General features: G+C 70.4%; 14 protein-coding genes and 2 pseudogenes. 9 read left to right on the top strand and 7 right to left on the bottom strand.

The features are described from left to right. Nucleotides 1–132 precede the first annotated feature (132 nt). The 6 genes from ACWGI8_RS05940 to ACWGI8_RS05915 are packed head-to-tail and all read left to right on the top strand — an operon-like array spanning nt 133 to nt 10,356. A complete protein-coding gene (locus tag ACWGI8_RS05940) occupies nt 133–2,823 on the top strand; it encodes an ATP-binding protein (protein WP_453658880.1) in 2,691 nt (896 codons plus the stop codon). Then, nucleotides 2,823–3,179: a hypothetical protein gene (locus ACWGI8_RS05935; protein WP_453658879.1), complete on the top strand. Its 357-nt coding sequence runs from the start codon at nt 2,823–2,825 to the stop codon at nt 3,177–3,179. Before ACWGI8_RS05940 ends, ACWGI8_RS05935 begins: the two co-directional genes overlap by 1 nt. 1 nt (nt 3,180) lies before the next feature. After that, nucleotides 3,181–5,967: a hypothetical protein gene (locus ACWGI8_RS05930; RefSeq protein ID WP_453658878.1), complete on the top strand. Its 2,787-nt coding sequence runs from the start codon at nt 3,181–3,183 to the stop codon at nt 5,965–5,967. Between the two features lie 38 nt (nt 5,968–6,005). Beyond that, complete coding sequence (locus ACWGI8_RS05925) at nt 6,006–7,115, top strand: C40 family peptidase (RefSeq protein WP_453658877.1); 1,110 nt, start codon at nt 6,006–6,008, stop codon at nt 7,113–7,115. Further along, nucleotides 7,112–7,759: a hypothetical protein gene (locus ACWGI8_RS05920; protein WP_453658876.1), complete on the top strand. Its 648-nt coding sequence runs from the start codon at nt 7,112–7,114 to the stop codon at nt 7,757–7,759. The genes ACWGI8_RS05925 and ACWGI8_RS05920 overlap by 4 nt, the downstream gene beginning before the upstream one ends. Then, nucleotides 7,735–10,356, top strand: coding sequence for an ATP/GTP-binding protein (locus ACWGI8_RS05915; protein ID WP_453658875.1), 2,622 nt, complete (start codon nt 7,735–7,737; stop codon nt 10,354–10,356). The genes ACWGI8_RS05920 and ACWGI8_RS05915 overlap by 25 nt, the downstream gene beginning before the upstream one ends. Before the next feature lie 267 nt (nt 10,357–10,623). Here the strand turns inward: ACWGI8_RS05915 and ACWGI8_RS05910 are convergent, their stop codons facing one another. The 6 genes from ACWGI8_RS05910 to ACWGI8_RS05885 form a co-directional block, all read right to left on the bottom strand. Then, nucleotides 10,624–10,860 (bottom strand): hypothetical protein, encoded by a 237-nt coding sequence (locus tag ACWGI8_RS05910; RefSeq protein WP_453658874.1) that lies wholly within the window; start codon nt 10,858–10,860, stop codon nt 10,624–10,626. Nucleotides 10,861–11,288: 428 nt separating this feature from the next. Further along, nucleotides 11,289–12,404 (bottom strand): methyltransferase domain-containing protein, encoded by a 1,116-nt coding sequence (locus ACWGI8_RS05905; RefSeq protein ID WP_453658873.1) that lies wholly within the window; start codon nt 12,402–12,404, stop codon nt 11,289–11,291. A 227-nt stretch (nt 12,405–12,631) separates the two neighbouring features. Beyond that, nucleotides 12,632–12,793 (bottom strand): hypothetical protein, encoded by a 162-nt coding sequence (locus ACWGI8_RS05900; protein WP_453658872.1) that lies wholly within the window; start codon nt 12,791–12,793, stop codon nt 12,632–12,634. Further along, entirely contained in the window at nt 12,790–13,053 is a 264-nt protein-coding gene (locus ACWGI8_RS05895) for a DUF7848 domain-containing protein (protein WP_453658871.1), read from the bottom strand. The genes ACWGI8_RS05900 and ACWGI8_RS05895 overlap by 4 nt, the downstream gene beginning before the upstream one ends. Before the next feature lie 155 nt (nt 13,054–13,208). Continuing rightward, the gene (locus tag ACWGI8_RS05890) at nt 13,209–14,072 is read right to left on the bottom strand and encodes an NUDIX domain-containing protein (protein WP_453658870.1); all 864 of its coding nucleotides are present in this window, start codon (nt 14,070–14,072) and stop codon (nt 13,209–13,211) included. Nucleotides 14,073–14,461: 389 nt separating this feature from the next. Beyond that, a complete protein-coding gene (locus tag ACWGI8_RS05885) occupies nt 14,462–14,860 on the bottom strand; it encodes a hypothetical protein (RefSeq protein WP_453658869.1) in 399 nt (132 codons plus the stop codon). Between the two features lie 194 nt (nt 14,861–15,054). On the opposite strand from ACWGI8_RS05885, the gene ACWGI8_RS05880 reads away from it, so the two are divergent. Then, nucleotides 15,055–16,317: an XRE family transcriptional regulator gene (locus ACWGI8_RS05880; protein ID WP_453658868.1), complete on the top strand. Its 1,263-nt coding sequence runs from the start codon at nt 15,055–15,057 to the stop codon at nt 16,315–16,317. Then, nucleotides 16,314–16,838: an N-acetyltransferase family protein gene (locus ACWGI8_RS05875; protein WP_453658867.1), complete on the top strand. Its 525-nt coding sequence runs from the start codon at nt 16,314–16,316 to the stop codon at nt 16,836–16,838. The genes ACWGI8_RS05880 and ACWGI8_RS05875 overlap by 4 nt, the downstream gene beginning before the upstream one ends. A gap of 331 nt (nt 16,839–17,169) precedes the next feature. Here ACWGI8_RS05875 and ACWGI8_RS05870 read toward each other — a convergent pair. Further along, nucleotides 17,170–17,490: pseudogene (locus ACWGI8_RS05870) on the bottom strand (transposase); the annotation flags it as partial. Between ACWGI8_RS05870 and ACWGI8_RS05865 the strand changes: the two are divergent. Further along, a pseudogene (locus ACWGI8_RS05865) lies at nt 17,458–17,679 on the top strand (ISAzo13 family transposase); the annotation flags it as partial. The pseudogenes ACWGI8_RS05870 and ACWGI8_RS05865 sit on opposite strands and share 33 nt — an antisense overlap. Nucleotides 17,680–18,377 lie beyond the last annotated feature (698 nt).

The raw sequence follows: 18,377 nt of genomic DNA, 5'->3' as shown, positions 1-18,377 counted from the left end.
GCGCCGGACTTGGGCCATGCCGCGCTCGTCCGCCCGCCGGCGCCGGGCGCCGGCTGCTCCCGCGGCGCCGGTGAGGCCGGTGTCGGGTGTGCAGCAGCTGCTCGCGCTCACCGAGCAGGGCGGGGGTGTGCGGTGAGGGTTCCGATTCGTCACATCGCCGGGCACCTGGTCTGGTCGACGCACGGCAGCGTGTGGAGCGTCTACCGACTGCATCCCGGGCCGGACGCGCAGGGCCGTCGCGAGGAGACCGTCCAGGGCACGTACGTGCCGGCGGCGGTCCGCGACGAGCAGCTCGCCAAGATCACCCACCTGATTCGCTCCCTGTCCGGGGCGCCGCGGTTGTTCGGGCTGTGTGCGCAGGTCGATCCAGGAGAGATCGCTCTGCGCATGATCGAGGGCATCGAGCCGGCCGAAACGGGTCCGGGCGAGGGCCCGCATCCGTGGGTGGAGAACGTCGAAGCGACGCTGGATCTTCTGGACGACCAGGAGATGCACCGCCGCACTCTTTGGCTGGCCGTGCCGCTGCAGACCGAGACTGTGGGCCTGCAGGTGTCGGCGTCGCTCGGCGCGGCGTGGGCGGAGCTGTCCCCGATGCTGGGCATGCGGCCGACGGCCGTGGCACGGCGCGAGGTGACCGCCTATCGCGAGCAGGCCTTGCGGGTGGAAGCCGCGCTCGCCGGCGGCATCGCCTTTCGTCCGGCCCGCCCGGCGGAGATCGTGTGGATGATCCAGCACGCCCTCCACCGCGGGCTGCCGGAGCCGCTGCTGGCGGAGGCCGAAGCCAGCGATCTGCTGGGCGGGCGGATCCGTGATGGCGTGCTGCGTTCCCCCAGCTATGCCGACCTCGGTCAAGTACGCCTGCAGGAAGGCGGCATCGGCCCCGCCCTTGACGATGTCGACGAGCTCAAGAACGCAGGCCAGATAACGCGGTCGGGCCGCAAGGCTTGGTGGCGGCTGAAGGCGGCCTCTCCGCTGCGGCGGCGCTGGCTTCAGGTCGAGTCCGACACCGGAGTGGGCTATCAGGCGCAGCTGGCGCTGGCCGAGTGCCCGCCCGCGGTCAGCCAGGGCGCCGCCGACCTGTTCGCCCAGCTGGAGACCCTCGACTTCCCCGTCGACTACGCCGTCGATCTCACCCTGGTAGCGGCTGAGAAGGCGCGGGACCAGGTGCGGCGCAAGAAGAACGAGCTGATCGACCAGGCCGACCAGTACGACGCCCGCCCCACCGGTATGCCTGCCTCGCTCACCGAGGCCGCCCGCGACTTGGGCGAGCTGGACGCACGTCTGTCGCGCACGTCGGTCGAGGTCGAGGTGCAGTCCGTCACCGTGCTGACGGTGTGGGGCCCGACCGCCGCGGTCTGCGACGCGCGGGCGCGTGCCCTGGCCGCGCTGCTCGGGGGCGCCGACTACCGAGCCGTGCGCCCGGCAGGCCTGCAGGAGGCTCTGTTCACTCTCGGGCTGCCCGGCACGGTGCGGCCCGGTGTGGTGCGGGAGTTCACTCAGCACCAGATCTCCGAGGACTGGGCCCTGGGCGGCGCCTTCACCGTGGGCGAGGTCGGAGACCCCAACGGGATGTTCCTCGGCATCGACCTGGACTGCGGCACCACCCGTCCCGTGATGATCAATGTGGCGGATGCGCCCAAGGTGGACGCTTCCGCCTCGATGGGCATCGTCGGGGATCTCGGGGCGGGCAAGAGCGTCCTGCAGAAGCTGATCGCGGAGGCGGTGTGGGCGCGCGGCGGCTGCGCGATCTGTATCGACCGCACCCCCGTACGCGAGTGGGCCACCTTCGCCCGCGCGGCAGCGAAAGGCCGCGTCCAGATCATCGACGCCGCCCGGGCCGAGGTGTCCATCGACCCGCTTCGGATGTTTACCGGCCCCGAAGGCCGCCACTACGCCCTGTCTTACCTCACCCTGCAGCTCGGCATCGGCCCGATGAGCACCAACGGCGAGGTCCTGCACCACGCCGTCGAGCAGGCCGCCGCCGGCGAGCAGCCGTCCATGCACCGCGTGCTGGAGGTCCTCGAGGAGATGGCCACGCGCGAGGTGGGCAAGCGGCAGGACGCGGCCGGCACCCTCGCTGGTCTGATCCGCGTCGTCGCCACCAACTCCCTGGCCCGGATGGTCTTCGACCCGACGCTGCCGCCGGTGCGGCTGGACGCCTCCAGCGCCTCCGACATGATCGTGATCACCACTGCGGGTCTGAAGCTGCCGCCGAAGGCCGCATTCGACAAGCCCGAGGTCCTGCACCAGCAGCCGCTGGAGGCGCTGATCGGCCGCGCGGTGCTCTACCTGATCGCGGCGATCGCCCGGCAGACCGCGTTCGAGGACCCCGAGCGGTTCACCACGGTGGTCGCGGACGAGCTGTACTGGCTGACCTCCTCCGCCGAGGGCACCGCCCTGATCCACGAGATCCTCCACGACGGCCGTAAGCACGGCGCCGGCCTGCTTGCCGCCTCCCACGACGCCGAGGAACTCGGCCCCGACCGCGGCCTGATGGCCTACCGCGCACTCGCCCGCACCGCCGATCGCGAGCGCGCCCGGCGCGGGCTGGAGTTCATCGGACTCGATGCGAACGACCCTGAGCTGCTCCGGCTGGTGACCACCGGCCTGTCCCCGGTGGGAAGACGCGGCCGCGAGGGCGAGTTCCTGCTGGCCTGCCCGCGGCAGAACACCGGCCGGGTCAAGGTCGGCATCCCCCGCATCGAGCGCATCACCACGTCCATCACCACCACACCAGGACGCCGCACGGGCACTGCCTCGCCTTCAGCGTCTGAGCCGCTTGCCGGTGCGGCCGTGAGTGCCCGTCCAAAGGACCACGTCTGATGACCTCTTCTTCCTGGGACCGCTCCCGGCGTGTCGCCGCGGCCGCGAGTGTCCTCACCGTGATCGTCGTCGCCGTCGGCGTGCTCCTCTTGGCACTCGGGGCGAGCGTGCCGGAGGCGTGGTGGCCGCGCGCCGGGCAGGCCTTCGCCGCCGACGCCCGCCCCGCGCACCAGGACCCGTGCGACCTGATCGTGGGCCCGGCCAAGGCGTACTGCGTGAGCGGCACCAGGGCTTCTGCCTCTGCAGAGCGCCCCAGTGCCGATGGAGCGGCGTGGAGGGTGGTGTCGGCCGGCGCGGGCCTGGCTGCCCTCATGGTGTGGCGGCACCGCAGCGCCGCTGGGCAAAGGCGGCGCTGAAATGTTCCGTCCAGACCGCGGCACTCTCCGGTCGGCCGGCTTCATCGTGATGCTCACCGGCGTGTTCGTCATGGTGAACAGCCAGGTCGTGTATGCGGCGAGCAGCAACAGCGAGACCGGAGACCTGCTCGCCCCGCTGAACATCACCTCCTCCGAAGGGGTGCCGATCAACGGGTACGAGCTGAACGCCGAAGGCGGCTCCATCGTCAGCTTCAGGACCCAGTCCCTGGCCTTCGCCCTGTCCGGGCTGTTCACCCTGATCCGGATGATGGTCGGCCTTTCAGGGTGGGCGATCGAGGTGGCCTTCCGGTTCCCGCTGCTGAAGATCCTCACCCGCCCGGCGCAGAAGGTCGCCGACACCTACACCAGCGTGGTCGTCGACACGCTCGGGCTGAAGGGTCTGCTGCTGGCCTGGGCGTTCGTGTTCGCCGGGTTCATGATCGTGCGCGGCCGCGTCGGCCGCGGTCTGGGCGAAATCTTCCTCACCCTGCTCATCGCCGCGTTCGCAGCCTCGGCATTCGTCCGCCCCGACACCCTGCTCTCCCAGGACGGCCCGCTGGGCCAATCCCAGCAGGTGGCTGCCGAGGTCGCCCAGCAGAGCGTCAACTCCTACGACTGGGGCGGCAAGCTCGCCAGCCGCGGACCCTGCTTCAACATGACGGGCGGGGCGGAAAGGGCGTGTCTGGAGCGCGAAGCGAACAAGCCGGTCGACGCCGCCGATGTTGCCCGACCCATCCAGGACTCGGTCACCAACGCGCTCGTCGTCAAGCCGTACATGCTGCTGCAGTACGGGCGCATCCTCGACCCGGCAAAGGCCTCCGACCGCAAGGCCTACGCCGTCCATCTGAGGTGGGTCTCTGGCGGCTACAAGACCAATGCCAAGAAGAATGGTGACGAGGACGCATGCAGCATCGTCAAGGGGCCCGCCAAAGAGTTCTGCCGCAGCGGCGACGACGCCAAGAAAGAGGACGAGAACAAGGACGATCCCTGCAGGCTGCTCCCAGAGCATGCGCAGAAGTACTGCCGCAATGACGCCGGCGCCGTCGACGGAGGTCTGCCTGAGTTCACTCCAGGCGGCGAGCTGCTGGACACCGTCAGCCCCGTGGTCAGCGAGGAGGACAGGGAATTCGCTGCCTTCCTCGCGGATCTCAAGAAGGCCGGGGAGGTAGGCAAGGCCAGCGCCGAGTACGCCAAGAAGCCCACGTGGTGGCGGGTCGGCGGGGTGGCGCTCCTGCTGATCGCCGCGCTGTTCATCTGCGGCATGTTGCTGTCGAGCGCAATCGTCCTGCTCGGCACCCAGGGCATCTGCGCCGGGGCCGCAGCCGCCGGCGGCGTCACCTTCATCGCGGGAATGCTGCCCGGGCCCGCGCGCCAGTCGGTGTGGAAGTGGCTCTCCCTGTGGGGTATCGCCGTTTTGTCCGTGGTCGGAATCTCCGCCTTCGTGCCGTTCTTCGGCATCGCCGTCGACGCCACCATCACCAACGGGCCCGACCTGATGGTGGAGCGAATCCTCCTGATCGACGTCCTCGCCATCGCCGGCGCGGCCGGGCACCGCAGACTCCTGACCGGCATCACCTCCTTCGGCCGGCGCATGGCCATGCGGATGCGCTACGCCAAGGTCGGCGGTACCCATATGCCCGGCGACACGTCCGAGCTCGGCGCCGCGCTCGCCATGAACTCCCCTGCAGCGATGGGCGGTTTCGGCGGCGGACTGCGCGCCTTCACCGGCGGCGGTGGCGGCCGGTTCGGGATGCTCGGCACCCGCCAGCGGCTGATGGGCGCGCTCACCTCGATGTTCGACGGCGCAGGCATGCCGGTAGACACCGGCCGGATCCTCGCCGACGCCACCGCCGAAGCCGGACGCGGTCTGGCCCCACTCACCGCGGCCGCGGCCGTGGGCGGGCTGGGAGCACGCCTCGGCGCGAAGGGCGCGCACTGGCTGCTGATCGGCCGCCGGCCGGACAAGGAACAGTTGGCCAAGTGGCGCAAGGTCACCGCCGACGGCGACCCGGACACAGGCGGCCCGTCGGGTAGCGGAGACGGCGGCACGGGGCCGCGTCGGCCCGGGGGCCCGGCCGACCGGTACCGCAACGAGGACGGGCAGGTCGTCGACCGCAATTCCGGCCGTGTACTGCACGACCAGAACACCGACCGCACGCTGCTGTCGACGCGCGCCCACAACCGGCTGGTCCGCTTCCGCGGGTACCGCATCCTCCACCGGGGCGGCAGGACCGCGTACGGGGCGACTGTCGGCTTGCCGGCCAACGTCCGCCGGGCACGGTCGGGCAGCTCGCGCTACTCCCAGGACGCCCGCCAGCAGGTGCGGGTGTGGGGCAACACGGTCCGCGAGGATGGCCGGGCCTGGGCGGACACGGGGCGTCATGTGTCCCAGGTCCTGCGGGAGAACACCGATGACAGCGGCGGGCGCGGCCCCTTCGTCAGCCGTCGCCTGCCGACCCGGCCCACGCCAGCTCACCGTCCGACCGGTTCCTCCAGTTCCACGGCCCGTACGCGGCCGGCCTCCGATCGGCCCAGCGCGCCGACTCCGGCCGCAGGCAGCACCGCGCCGACGTCCCCGACGCGGCTCGGGGGCGGTGCGCCCGGGCGTCCGGCAAGCCCCACGCCGACTGGGCCCGGGCCGACCTTGCCCGGAGGCGGCAGCACGAGCAGCAGCACCCGTGACGAGGCGCGAGCACGGTTCCAGGAGCTGATGCGCCGGACCGCAGCCGACGCTGAGCGACTGCGCCGGGAGCGGAATCGCCATCCGGAGGGCGGTGAGGGCGAGTGAGGCCGGCCCGGCGCCGCATGGCGCGGTGGGGGTGTGTGGTGGTGGTGTTGCTGTTCGCCGCCGTGTGTTGTGCCGCGCCGGTGGGGAACGCGATCAGCGCGTACGTCGCGATGAAGACGGGTGCCAAGGACGACGGAGGGATCGCCGAGGGTGGCACGGCTGCGGACATTCCGCCTCGGATGCTGCGCGCCTACAAGAACGCCGTCCAGCAGGTCGGAAAGCATGTGCCGAAGTGTCAGGGCATGCGCTGGCCGATCCTCGCAGGGATCGCCAGGGTCGAGTCCCATCACGCCGTCGGCCGCAACATCGCCGACAACGGGGACATTCGTCCACGCATCTACGGGGTGCTCCTCAATGGCTCCGGTGCCGGGGGCAACACCACCGTCTTCCCGGACACCGACAACGGCCGGTGGGACGGCACCGCGAACGGGGAGCGCGCTGTCGGCCCTTTCCAGTTTCTGCCCGCCACCTGGGAGGGCGTCGGAAAGGACGCAGGCGCCGACAAGACTGCTGACCCGCACAACGCCGACGACGCAGCGCTCGGCGCGGCGATCTACCTGTGCGGCGACGGCCGTGACCTGACCAAGCGCGCCCAGCTCAAGGCCGCGATCTGGCAGTACAACCACTCCAATGAGTACGTCACCAACGTGCTGGGCTGGATCGACCAGTACACGGCGGCCGCGAAGGACCCGAACCTGACGAGCGTCTCCGGGACGGTCCGCACGGTGATCGAGGCCGCGCTCTCCCAGCGGGGGGTGCCGTACTCCTGGGGTGGCGGCAACGCCAAAGGCAAGTCGTACGGCATCTGCTGCTCGCCGAGCGGGAAGAGCGGCGCGAGTATCAAGGGCTTCGACTGTTCGGGGCTGACCTTGTACGCCTACGCCAAGGCCGGCATCCAGCTGCCGCGTACGGCGGCCGCGCAGGCTGGGGTGGGCCAGCGGATCCCCGCCAGCCTCGGCAAGAGCGCCCTCAAGCCCGGTGACCTCGTCTTCTACGCCTATGCCCTGGGCCGCGACTCGACGATCCACCACGTCGGGATCTACGTCGGCGGCGGCCAGATGATCAACGCCGCCCGGCCCGGAACTGTCATACGCCTGGACGCGGTCGACGCGATGTCCGGCTTCGCGGGAGGAGCACGACTGCTATGACGCCGTCCCTGCCCAGGCCGCCGCGTCTGCTGCTGATCACCACCGTTGTCCTGGCCGTGACGGGGATGGCCTTGCTGTCCTTGCCTGCCGACGGCTCAAGTTCCTCCGCTGCCCCATCCGACCCGGTCGCGACCGTCCCAGCGACACGCTCAGCGATCGCTGCGGGCGCGCACCCGACGGAGGCGGACCCGCCCGCAGCCACCGCCGTCGCCTCGCCGACGGGGTTGGTCAGTGCATCGGCGCTGCCGCCGCACGGGGAGGGCGTTGCCGGTGACCAGGAGATTCAAAGAGCGCTGGAGGCGGCCTGGCCCGCCGACCTCGCCGCTGAAGACGAGCGGTATCTGCTCGCAGCTGGCCGTGAGCTTCTGCGAGCGGATGCCACCGGGATCGGCCGCGCGAAGTGGCCGGGATTCTTCGGCGACCCGGACCAGGCCATCGCGCCGGCATTCGCCTCCGCCCGCTTCCGCATCCAGGCCGCCATCGCCCGCCGCGAGGGTCGGGGCGACCGGGCGGTGGTGCACCTGGTGTGGGCGGGCGCCGACCGGGGCGGCACCTTCACCGACGGCCGCATCACCGACCTCTACTTCACCCGCACGACTTTGAAGAAGGGAGCCACTACGTGGACTTTGCTGCCCCGGCCTTGACCGACCGGGCCGATGAGACAGCGGCCAGTCAGGTGTTCGGCCTGTTCACCGACCTGGCAGGCGCCGTCTACTGGCTCTACGACCACTGGTATCTGCTCGCCCTGGCCGTCGCCGTGACCTGGGGCGTGGGCGAAGCGGTGGTCCGCCGGCTCGCGACGCGGGCCTCGGCCGAGCGGATGGCCCTGGAGCTCGTCCCCGTCCGGCACTTCGCCCCGGGCCTGGAGGAGATCTTCCGCCGCGGTGTACAGCTCGCCCGGGCGTCCACGGCCATGCCCTGGTGGGCGCCGCGCAGGGCGAAGGCGGTGCAGATCCGGCTTCGCGCGGACGGCTCCAGCCCGCTGCGCTACCGCATCGAAGGCCCGGCGGGGGGTGAACGGCTGTTGTCGATCACCCCCTTCGGGCCAGACGTCACCGTCAACCGGGTCCGGCCGATCGTCGACGAGCCGCGTCAGCACACCGTGAGGGCCGAGTTCATCCTGCGGGGCAAGCTCACCTCACCACTGCGAGAAGTGCCCCTCAACCCCGACCCGCTCCAGCCGCTCGTCGACGCCGTGTCGGACCTGCGCGCGGAGCTGGGTGATCTCGCCGAGGTCCGGCTCGACATCCAGCGCGCCCCCAAGTGGGCGCTGCGGGCGCGCCGCCTTCAGTTGATGGGCGCCGCGCGCCGCAGAGAGCGGCGGGAAGCCCAGCGCGCCGCCCGCTGGCTGCGGCGGGACGCAAGCGGAATTGAGGATTCCCTGGGCTGGCATTTGCAGCAGCTGTTCAAGGACAGGCCCGACGGAGGAGGAGCAGGGCGGCGGCTGGTCATGCCTCCGGTGCCGCGTCGGGTGGAGCCGGCTGAGGCGCTGGGCAAGCTCGCCGATGACGACCACCTCGTGCGGGTGCAGCTGCTCGTGATGTGCGCGTCGAACACCGAAGGCCGCGCGCAGGCGCGGCTCGCCCAACTCCAGGCCGCCTTCGACGTATTCGGCGGCCGCTCACGGTGGGCCATGCGGGGGTGGCGCCTGGGACCGTGGCGGGTGGGCGCTGACCACTGGCCCACGCGCCGTGGCTTCGAGCGCCGCTGGAATCTGGGGCACTGCCAGCCGCCGCGCGCGAACTGGGTCCGGCTGGAAGAGCTGACCGGCCTGCTCAAGCCTCCCACCACGCACTGCCGGATGCCGCTGCTCGCCGGCGACCTGCCCACCTTCGCCTACGGCGACCCTCAGTTGCTGCTGCAGGGCATCTACCGCGGCCCGGACGGCCGCAAGCGCCTGATCGCCACGTACGCCGAGGAGACGCTGTTCGAGGTCGGAGTCGGCAAAGCGGGCGGCGGCAAGACGGAGCGGGCCCTGGCACAGGCGATCGGCTGGGCGCATGCCGGCGGAGGGCTGATGTTCCTCGACCCCCACCGCGACTCCTGGCCGCGCGCCACCACGTTCCTGGCGCACGAGACCCTCATGCCCCGGATCGCGCTGATCGACCTCAACGGCCTCGGCCCCTCCGCGCGGGTGAGTTCGTGGAATCCCCTCGGCATGCACCAGGGCCAGGCGGCGCACGAGGTCGTCGAAGCGATCGCCGACGCCTACGCCTCCGCGCTGGGCTGGGACGATGCGACCGCCCCGCGCGCGATCACCATCCTGACCGCCGCGCTGGCCGTCCTGGCGGCGGTCAACGAGGCCGCCTGCCAGGCCGGCCGTGCCGAGGACCAGGCCACAATCTTCCACGTGCGGGCCCTGCTCAGCGATGCCGCCTTCCGCAAGGCAGCGCTCGCGGCGGTGGCGGGTCGGCTGGATGAGGAGACCCGCTCCTGGTGGCAGGTGGTGTTCCCCACCTTGCCGCCCGACGCATTCGCTGTCGTCGTCAACCCCATCGCCCGGCTGGCCGCCAACCCGGTGACCCGGGCGTTCCTCGGGCAGCCGGTCGGGGTCTACAACATCCGCGCGGCGATGGACTCCAGGATGATCGTGTGGGTGTGCCCGGGCGGGAACGGGCCCACCGACCGGCTGCTCACCGCGCTGCTCGCCCGCGACCTGCTGCGGGCGGTGCGTTCGCGCCGCGACACCCCAGAGGACCAGCGGGTGCCGTTCCGCCCGTACTTCGACGAACTGATCACGCTGACCGGGGCGGCCCCGGAGACCATCGCCGCCATGTTCGAGGACTTCCGCAAGTACAAATGCCAGGTCCACGGCATGACGCAGCTGCTGGCCCGCCTGCCCACGCCGGTGCGGCTGTCCCTGGTGCAGAACGCCTCCACACTCGCCACCACCGCCGGGTCGAAGTCCGCGATCGCGCCCATCACCGCCGAGTGGGGGGACAACCCCAGCCCCGACCGGGTCGCCACCATGGAGCGTTTCGAGCACTACGTCTCCCTGAACGTGCACGGTCGCCGTGTCGGGCCGGTGCAGCTGCGCGGTCCGCATCTCGACGAGGTCTTCGCCGCTCAGGCCCGCCCACAGAAGGTCGGCGCGCTGGAGCAGGCCGCCCAAGCGAACGCCAGGGCACTCCCCCTTAGCCAGCTCACCAACCGCGTCGCCGAACAACTCGGCCGCGTCGTCTCCTTCCTCGCCGAGCACAGCCACGCCGACCCCGCCCCCACTCTGGAGGAGTACGAATGACCAGCGCCTCGAAAGCCCGTACGGAGGCGGGTACGACGCCCGCGAAGCACATAGCCCTACCGGGATGCGGGTGCCACTGGCCGGCTGGGAGTGAACTGGCCGAAGCGGTCAGGCTCACAAGAAACCACCGAGGGATCGAGCTCCTTGCCCGCCGCGCACCAGGCCTGACCCGAGCCCTGCGCGAGGCCCTGCTTGGGTGGGTGGGTTCGGCGGCTTGGCTCGCGAGCCTTCGATTCCAAGGTGAGGCAGGCCTGAGCGCGCCATAGGTCAGAGGGGCGGCGGGTTCGTCCACACCTCCGGGCCATCTCGCAGCCAGTCGACGAATTCGGCGTTGGCGAGTTCCGTACCGTCCGCATGCAGGCCCGCCCGGCGCAGGAACTCCACCAGGTCGTCCATCCCGTGCGCGATCCCCATGGTCAGGTCCTCGCCGTGGATGTGGGCGGTGACCCGCCGACCGCCGATCGGCGACACGGGATGCACGACTATGTGGACACGATCGGCCATGTCGCCAGCGTGGCATCGGGCTGGTCCGGACGCATTTCAGGGTCAGTCGGGGGCGGCCCATGCGTCGAGGCCGCCTCCGCGCCACTCCACGAACGCCGAGTCGGTGAGATCGACCGTATCCGGCTCCAGCCCTGCCCGACGGGCTGAACGCGCGGCCCATGATCAGGCCGTCGATGCGGACCCGTCGGGAGCCCTGGTCATCCGGTGGGTACACGATCACGAGCGGAGGGATCACGATTCCAGGGTGCCTCCGGCCCGATCCGTGCGCACTCGGGCAAGGCGCAGCCGCCCGCCGGTCGGGGTGCAATAGAAGCGAGCCCCCGCCCGCGTTGCGCACACCTCCCGGGACGGGCTCCGTCGCGCGTTCAGATGACACGAAAAAGCCCCGGCCAGCCGCGGGGGATCGGCGGGCCGGGGCGGTCTTGGGGCTACTTCGACCCAAGCGGGTCGAGTATCGGCGCGATCACCTGGCCGGGGCCGCGTAGCCACAGGTGCTCGCCCTCGGCGCTCACCGTGAGCCCGAACTGATCGGCGTCGGGCGAGCCGAGGGCGACATAGTCGCGGTACGTGCGCTCAATCTCGGCCCACAAATCACGCGGGCCGTACTCCCACACATCACCCGCGACCGCGGTCGCCGCCGAGCCGTCCGGGTGCTGCGCCCACACCTGCACGCCGGCCTGCCCCGTGGCATGCCACAGCTTCACGCTGGGCAGTCGGGCGCCGGCGTACAGGGCGAACCCGAGGTGCAGGATCGCGGGCATGGCGAGAGCAGTCCGGCGGATGCGGACGGTCGAGCTGTCGACCGGGGCGCCCTCGACGGCGCGGTGCGACCGCATCGGCATGTACGACGCGCCGCCATAGAAGCGGCCGGCCGCGGTGCCATCGTGCTGCACCGTGAGCTGCACCAGGGCGCCGCTCCAGAACTCGCGGGCGAGCGGGGCGACGATGACCCCGCCGGGCTGCACCTGGTCGACGTACGTGCGCGGGACGTGTCGCAGTGCGCAGGTGGCGATGATGCCGTCGAACGGGGCTGCCTTGGGCCACCCTTGCTCGCCGTCTCCACAGCGCAGGTTCGGCCGGTAGCCGGCGCCGTGCAGCGCTGCCTCGGCGTGCGCGGCGAGCGTGGGATCGAGCTCGATGCTGAACACCCGCTCGACGCCGAGCCGCTCGGATAGCAGCGCGGCGACGTGCCCCGAGGCGGTGCCGATCTCCAGCACGCGGGCGCCGTCGTCGACCTGCAGCAGCCCGAGCGAGCGGGCGACCATGCTCGGCTGGGAGTTCGACGACGTCGCGATGCCGGGCCCGCCGTCGACGCCGTCGTCGAGCTGAATCACGACTGGCTCGTCGTTGTGGATGAGCGCGAGCCGCTCGGCGGGCGAGGTGAGCGGCGCGCAGTGGTCGGGTTCCTGCCGCCATGCGCGGGCGGGGATGAACGGTTCGCGCGGTACGGCCTCCCACACCTTCCGCCATGTGTCGTCGAGCAGTCCCCGCTCGTGCAGTTGCTGTACGAGCGCGGCGTGCCCGCCCAGTTGGGCAGTTGTCACGTGATCAGTCCTCCGTGACCTTGCCGGCCCCGCTGCCGTCGGGCGACGGCGGGGTCGGCGGCGGCGTCCACGGCTTGTCACTCGGCGGACCCGCGTGCTTGCCGTTGTCGCTCATGATCTGACCTCCTGTAGTGGTGGGATCGTGCATGGATCGGCGGATGTGGTGCAGTTTGCCTGCCCGCACGGTCCGCCGGTACTGGCGGGCAGAGTTGGGGGCACCGATCCGGTCATCGGGCGGCGCGCCGGGCCTGATCGCGGATCGCCGCCGCGAGGGCGTCGAGGTCGCTGCAGAGAAAGAGCAGTTCGAGCTCGCGCTCGGTGACGTCGAGCGTTCTCGGCTGCTCGGCGGGGCGCTGCTCGCCGGTTTGCTGCTGCTGCGGGCCGTTCATGACGCGTCACCCCGGTACGGGTTGCCCGGCGCTGGGGTGACGCGCCAATGCGACGTTTGCACGGCCTGGTACATGCGGTGTGAGGGATGCCGGCCGGTGTGCTTCAACGCCCACAGCTCGGCGGGCAGTCGCTCGCCCTCGGCTGCTCCGGATGTTTCGCCGCACGTTCTGCAGTGCGCCTCGTACTGCTGCGCGGAGGGGCCGCCTGGTTCGGTGTCGACACCGAGGATCGACTCGGCCGCCGTGATCAGCGTGCTCACGATGCACGCTCCGGGGTGTCGGTACGTGAACAGGGGGGTGACGCCGCGCTTTGCTGCGCAGCGGCGGTGTGCGTACACCGAGAACCCGGGGCCTGATGCTGCCGGATAGTCCCGGATACACACGTCGGCGTCGGGCTCCGGGCAGAACGCGCAGTTCATGCGGCGTTGTGCAGGTCGTCGCTGGTGGCCCAGCCGGGAAGCATCAGTGCGGCCATCTGGCTGTGTGGGAGGGACTCACGGGCGGTGGCGAGCATCTCGTGGTCGCTGATTTTGCTGTGGCCGTCCTGGTGGGGGGAGGCGCCCAGCCCGTTGCCGTGCCCGATCGATGAACCATCCAGAGTGGCGAGGTCGGCCTCCGACCGGATGAAGTCGATCCGGTCCAGTTCGGGGACGCGGCCCTGCTCGATCTCACGTGAGGCGAGCGCCGCGTAGGCGTCCTTGAGCGTGTCGGCCGGCCGGGCAGGCGCCCGGAAGTGGATGCCGATGTTTTCCCAGTTCCCGCGGGTCACCGCCCACAACTCCAGGCTGCGGTGCGGGACTCCGACTCCGGTCTCCTCGGCGAGCTCGCGAGCGGCATGCCGGGCCAGAGCATTAACGTCCAACCTGGCGTTGCCCGTGGGCGGCTCGACCGTGCCGCCGGGCAGCTGCCAGCGCCCGGAGCCGATGGTTGACGCCGTCATACGCCCCACCAGCAGGTGATCGTCGTTCGTGGGACGGGCGACAGAGACGAACACCGAGGGCACCGACACACCGTGGTCGGGGTCCAGGCGCAGGACGAGGAGCCGGTATGTGGCGCGGCACCACGAAATGAGCAACGTCTGTGAGTCCTTCCACTCCACTCCGGTGCACACCACCACCGGCCCGTCGAACAGCGTTGGGTTGGCCGCGACCATCTCCTCCCACCTGTTGTTCATCGCAGCCATCTGGACGTCCGTGAGTTCAGGCGGCGCCGTCTCCACCAGGTGGAGGTGGCGGGCGCCGAGGAGCTCGACGGCGGGATTGGACGGATAGGCGATCACTATGACCTCCAGTTCGAGCCCGCAGGAGCGGGCTGTTCAATCGCTCTCGGCGGCGTGGGCGCCGGCCAGATGAGGCGCGGAGCCCGGCAGCTACTGCTCCACAGCGGTGGCGGCTCACGGCCGCGTCCCGCACCTGCATGCGCGGGCGGCGACGTCCGGCCAAGTGGTGGTCGACGTCGGGTCAGCCCAGGAGTCCGCGACACGCTCCGACGTCTCGACGTCGTGGCGGTCCAAGGCGCGCGCGTCCGTCGCCACCACACCAGCGGCGAGCGACGCCACCGGCAACATGAGGAGTAGACGCAGCCGGTCACCGAGGCCGAGTGATGGGGGCTTTGCGTGCCGAGGGGCAACTACGACCGGCTCAGCAATCCCGGCCCACCGCGCGCCGGTCATCGCCCAACCGACCCGTTAGCCAGTGGCGGCCAGGAGAACAGCACTCGGGCCCCGGACTCTTCAAGAGCGGCGGCCTCCGAGGCCCGGAAGTCGCAACGGGGGCTGATCGAGCTGGGCCACCTGACGATGACGGTGGTGATCTCGCCCCGGGCGGCCATGCCGCGTACGCGCTGCCAGCCCTCGCGCTGCTGAGGGTCAGCCGTCCCGTACGGGTCCGTGATCACGTCCACGAGGGTCAGGCCACAGGTCTCGGCGAGCCCACGTCCCTCCGCTTCGGCACGCTCAGCTGCCAGGGTCAGGGCGGAAGGCCTCCGCTCGGCACAGACGTACAGCACAGCGCCGGCTGGCGCGTGGGGAGTGCGGGGCTTCTCCTGGGGTGTGCTCGTCGTGGGCATAGCGGCCTCGTCGTGGTCGGGGACGGAGGTGCGGACCGCCCCTCTCACAGGACGGAGGGGCGGGCCGCTCACGTCCAGTCCAACGGCCGCGCGGCAGAAACAGGGAGGTAAAACCGGGTGCTGGTGGTCGCAGGCACCCGGAAATTTCCGCCCGCCACGCTCCACGCCGCATGCTGGCTGGCTACCGTGAGTGCGTGGCCGATAATTTCCGACTGAAGATCGCGATGACCGAACGCGGCTTCTCACAGCGCGAGTTAGCCAACGCTGTCAACGCGGCACTAAGCGACGCGGGCGAGCGGGACAGCGTGGCAGAGCGGACGGTGCGCACGTGGCTGACCGGAAAATCCCGCTGGCCCCACCGTGCCAAGCGGCAGGCGTTAGAGGCAGTATTCGGATGCACCGCAGAGGACTTGGGCTTCAATCCCCCGGACTCACCCGCACCGCCACAGGAGGACCCCGACGTGATCCGCCGCAAGTTCCTCGCTGGCGCTGGGGGTGCCGCCGCTGCCGCCACTGTCCCCCTCCTCGCCACCCGCCCAGCCGTCGGCACCTCCGACGTGATCAAGCTGCGAGCCCAGCTCGACACCCTCACCGCACTTGACGCCGAGCGCGGCGGACACGCCGCCCTCGAAAGAGCTGCTCTCGCCAGCGCGCGAGAAGCGGTCGAGCTACAGAAACGGTCCACGACTCAGCGCATTCGCCAGCGGCTGTTCAGCATCGCGGCCGACTTCACCGCCATCGCCGCATGGTCCTGTATCGACGCCCGGCAACTCGCCCAGGCGGACGTCCACCTCGACCGCGCCGTGTCCCTGGCCGGACTCTCCCAGAACTCATCCGTACTCATGCAGGCGTGGAACCTACGCGCGCTCCACGCCCGCCAGCGCAAGGAGTACGGCGAGGCAATCGCCGCCGCTCAGGCCGCCCAGTCCACGGCCATCACCCGCCGCGACCCGCTCTACGCCTCCCTCGCCCACGCTCGCACCGCGATCGGCCACGCCAACAACCAGGGCGACCGGCGCGCAGCACTGCGGTCGCTCGGCTACGCAGAGGAGGCCCTTGGCAAAGCCGACCAGGAGCAGCCCCGCCCGTCCTGGATCGCCTTCTATGGTCCCGCCGAGCTGTACGCAATCACCGCCATCGTTCGAGACCGGCTCGGCAATGCTGCGGACGCCGAAGCCGCCTCGTACAAGGCGCTCGCGACGCTGCCCAAGACCTACCGCCGGAACCGGGCGATGGCCACAGCCCGCCTCGCGCTCGCCCAACTCCACCAGGGCGACCTGGAACAGGCGTGTGCCACCACCGCGGACGTCTTCTCCATCATGGACGGCGACTCGCTCCCCGGACGCATCCGCTCACTTCTCGGCGACTTTCACCGAGACCTCATCACCCTCGCGCCCACCGCCAACGTGGCACGAGACTGGGCCGACCGATACCGGACCCGATGGAGCCCCGCATGACCACCGCAACCGGCCTGCGGCACTATTCCCACGACGACCTCCCCGCCATCCGGCAAACGCTGCTGGACGTGCACGCCGACGCCTACGCGCACGCGATGAGCGACCTCTTCACTCAGAGGTTCCCCTGGTTCGTCGACCACTGGGGCGGCCGCGAAGGGTTCGCATGCGTCATCGGCTACGACGGCACCGAACCGGTCGGCTTCGCCTACGGAGCCCCGGCCACACCGGGGCACGAGTGGTGGCGTGAGCACGTTGCCGATCCGCCCTCAGATACCTCGACGTTCTCCGTGTCGGAGCTGATGGTGCGGCCGAAATGGCGCAAGACCGGCGCCGCTGAGCGGCTGCACGCCGCCCTCCTGGAGGTCCGGCCGGAGGCCCTGGCGGTGCTGCTGGTCGACCGCGAGCATCCGAGAGTCCAAGCTCTGTACGAATCGTGGGGATACCGGAAGGTCGGCGAGCGCCAGCCGTTCCCGGACTCGCCTCGCTTCGCGGTGATGCTTCAACAGCTCGGCCCGGCGTAGCCACACCGCCCTCCGGCCTTCGAACATCTCTGACTGGAGGCCGCCCATCGCGGCGTCCAGTCCGGGCAGCACGACCATGGGGCCGTCGACCTGACGGTGGTCGTTCGACGTTGCCGTGATCAGTGGCTGCGACGGTTGATGTCGGCCTCATGACGCAGCGCCGAGGGTCGTTACACGGCAACTCGCCCCCGCAGAGAAACCGTCACCCGACTGCGGAAGCAGTACGCAGAGAGGGGAGCGACAGCGGCCAACTGGTGCTGAGCGTGGCCATCTATCGCTGAATGCCCTGTGCCATGAGGAATAGTCAAATCCTGGTGGATCGTGGGGTAGTTCAGGCTGCGTGAGCTTCGGGGCGTTCGACGAGTTCGCCTCGTTCGAAGCGGGCCCCTGCTCTTACGAGGGCGACGAGGTGGGGTGCGTTCACGGCTCGCCAGCGGGCCTGGGCGGACTCGACGAGCTTGAAAACCATCGCCAGGGCGGCGGCCCGGGAGCCAGCCCCCTTGGTGACCTTGGTCCGCAGACGGACGGTCGCGAAGGTCGACTCGATGGGGTTGGTTGTCCGCAGGTGGATCCAGTGCTCGGCGGGGAAGTCGTAGAACGCCAGCAGCTCGTCCTCGTCATCGACGATCTTCTTGACGGCCTTGGGGAACTTTCCCAACTCCAGTGCAGGTTCTCGGTGTTGTTGCCGCACTTGAACGAGCGGCAGCGGCGGCTGGCCCTGGCTACCGAGGCCCGGCTACTCGGGCACGGCGGCATACGGGCGGTAGCGCGGATCGCGCAGGTCAGCGAGACGACCGTGCGTCGTGGAGTATCGGAGCTGGAAGCGGGGGCCGGACCTCTGCCGGACGGCGCGACGAGGCCGTCGAGGTAGGCGTCGAAGTCGTCAGCGACTTTGGTGAAGACCCCCTTCGACAGGTATCCGGGGTGAGGGATGCCATGCACGAAGGCGTGGAGCTGGCCATACGTGGCCGGGTTCAGGTCCAGGAACAGGGTGTCGCTACCGCCGTTGCGGGCGATCGGGAGAAGGCCGGCCAGCGAGACCTCATTGGCAAGCCAGCCATCACGGCTGCGGCGGTACTCGCCGAGCAAGGTGCCCCAGCCGTATTCGCCATCGTCGTCGCGGCCGAGCTGGTAGAGGTCGTCGAAACTCTGGAAAGGCTCCGGTTCACAAGCAGGCAAACGTATGGAGTACGGGAGGCTCCCCCGCCCGCTGTCTCCAGGAACAAGCGGTACGAAGCAGGCAGCGGCAGCCCGATCTCCCGTTCGAGAACTTCAAGCTCACTGGCCTCGAACGGCCTGAACGGTCCCACGACCAGACGGCCCCGATACCACCGCGACAACTCCTCAGACACGGCCAGATTGTCGCACCCGGCAGCACCCCGAGGCCCTCCCAGCCCTCACACGCGGACAACTGCCTCAGCGGTGGGTTCGGAACACCCGACGATGACGACTACGTGATCGAGCGGCGCGGCCACAAGGTTTCTCGTGAGTATCTGGGCTACACAGAGACGGCTCGCCAGCTGGAGATACGCCTCTCGC

The sequence above is a fragment of the Streptomyces sp. NPDC054841 genome, assembly GCF_053611045.1.
The sequence above is the reverse complement of the archived record's forward strand: the minus strand, read 5'-3'. Positions and strand labels throughout refer to the sequence as shown.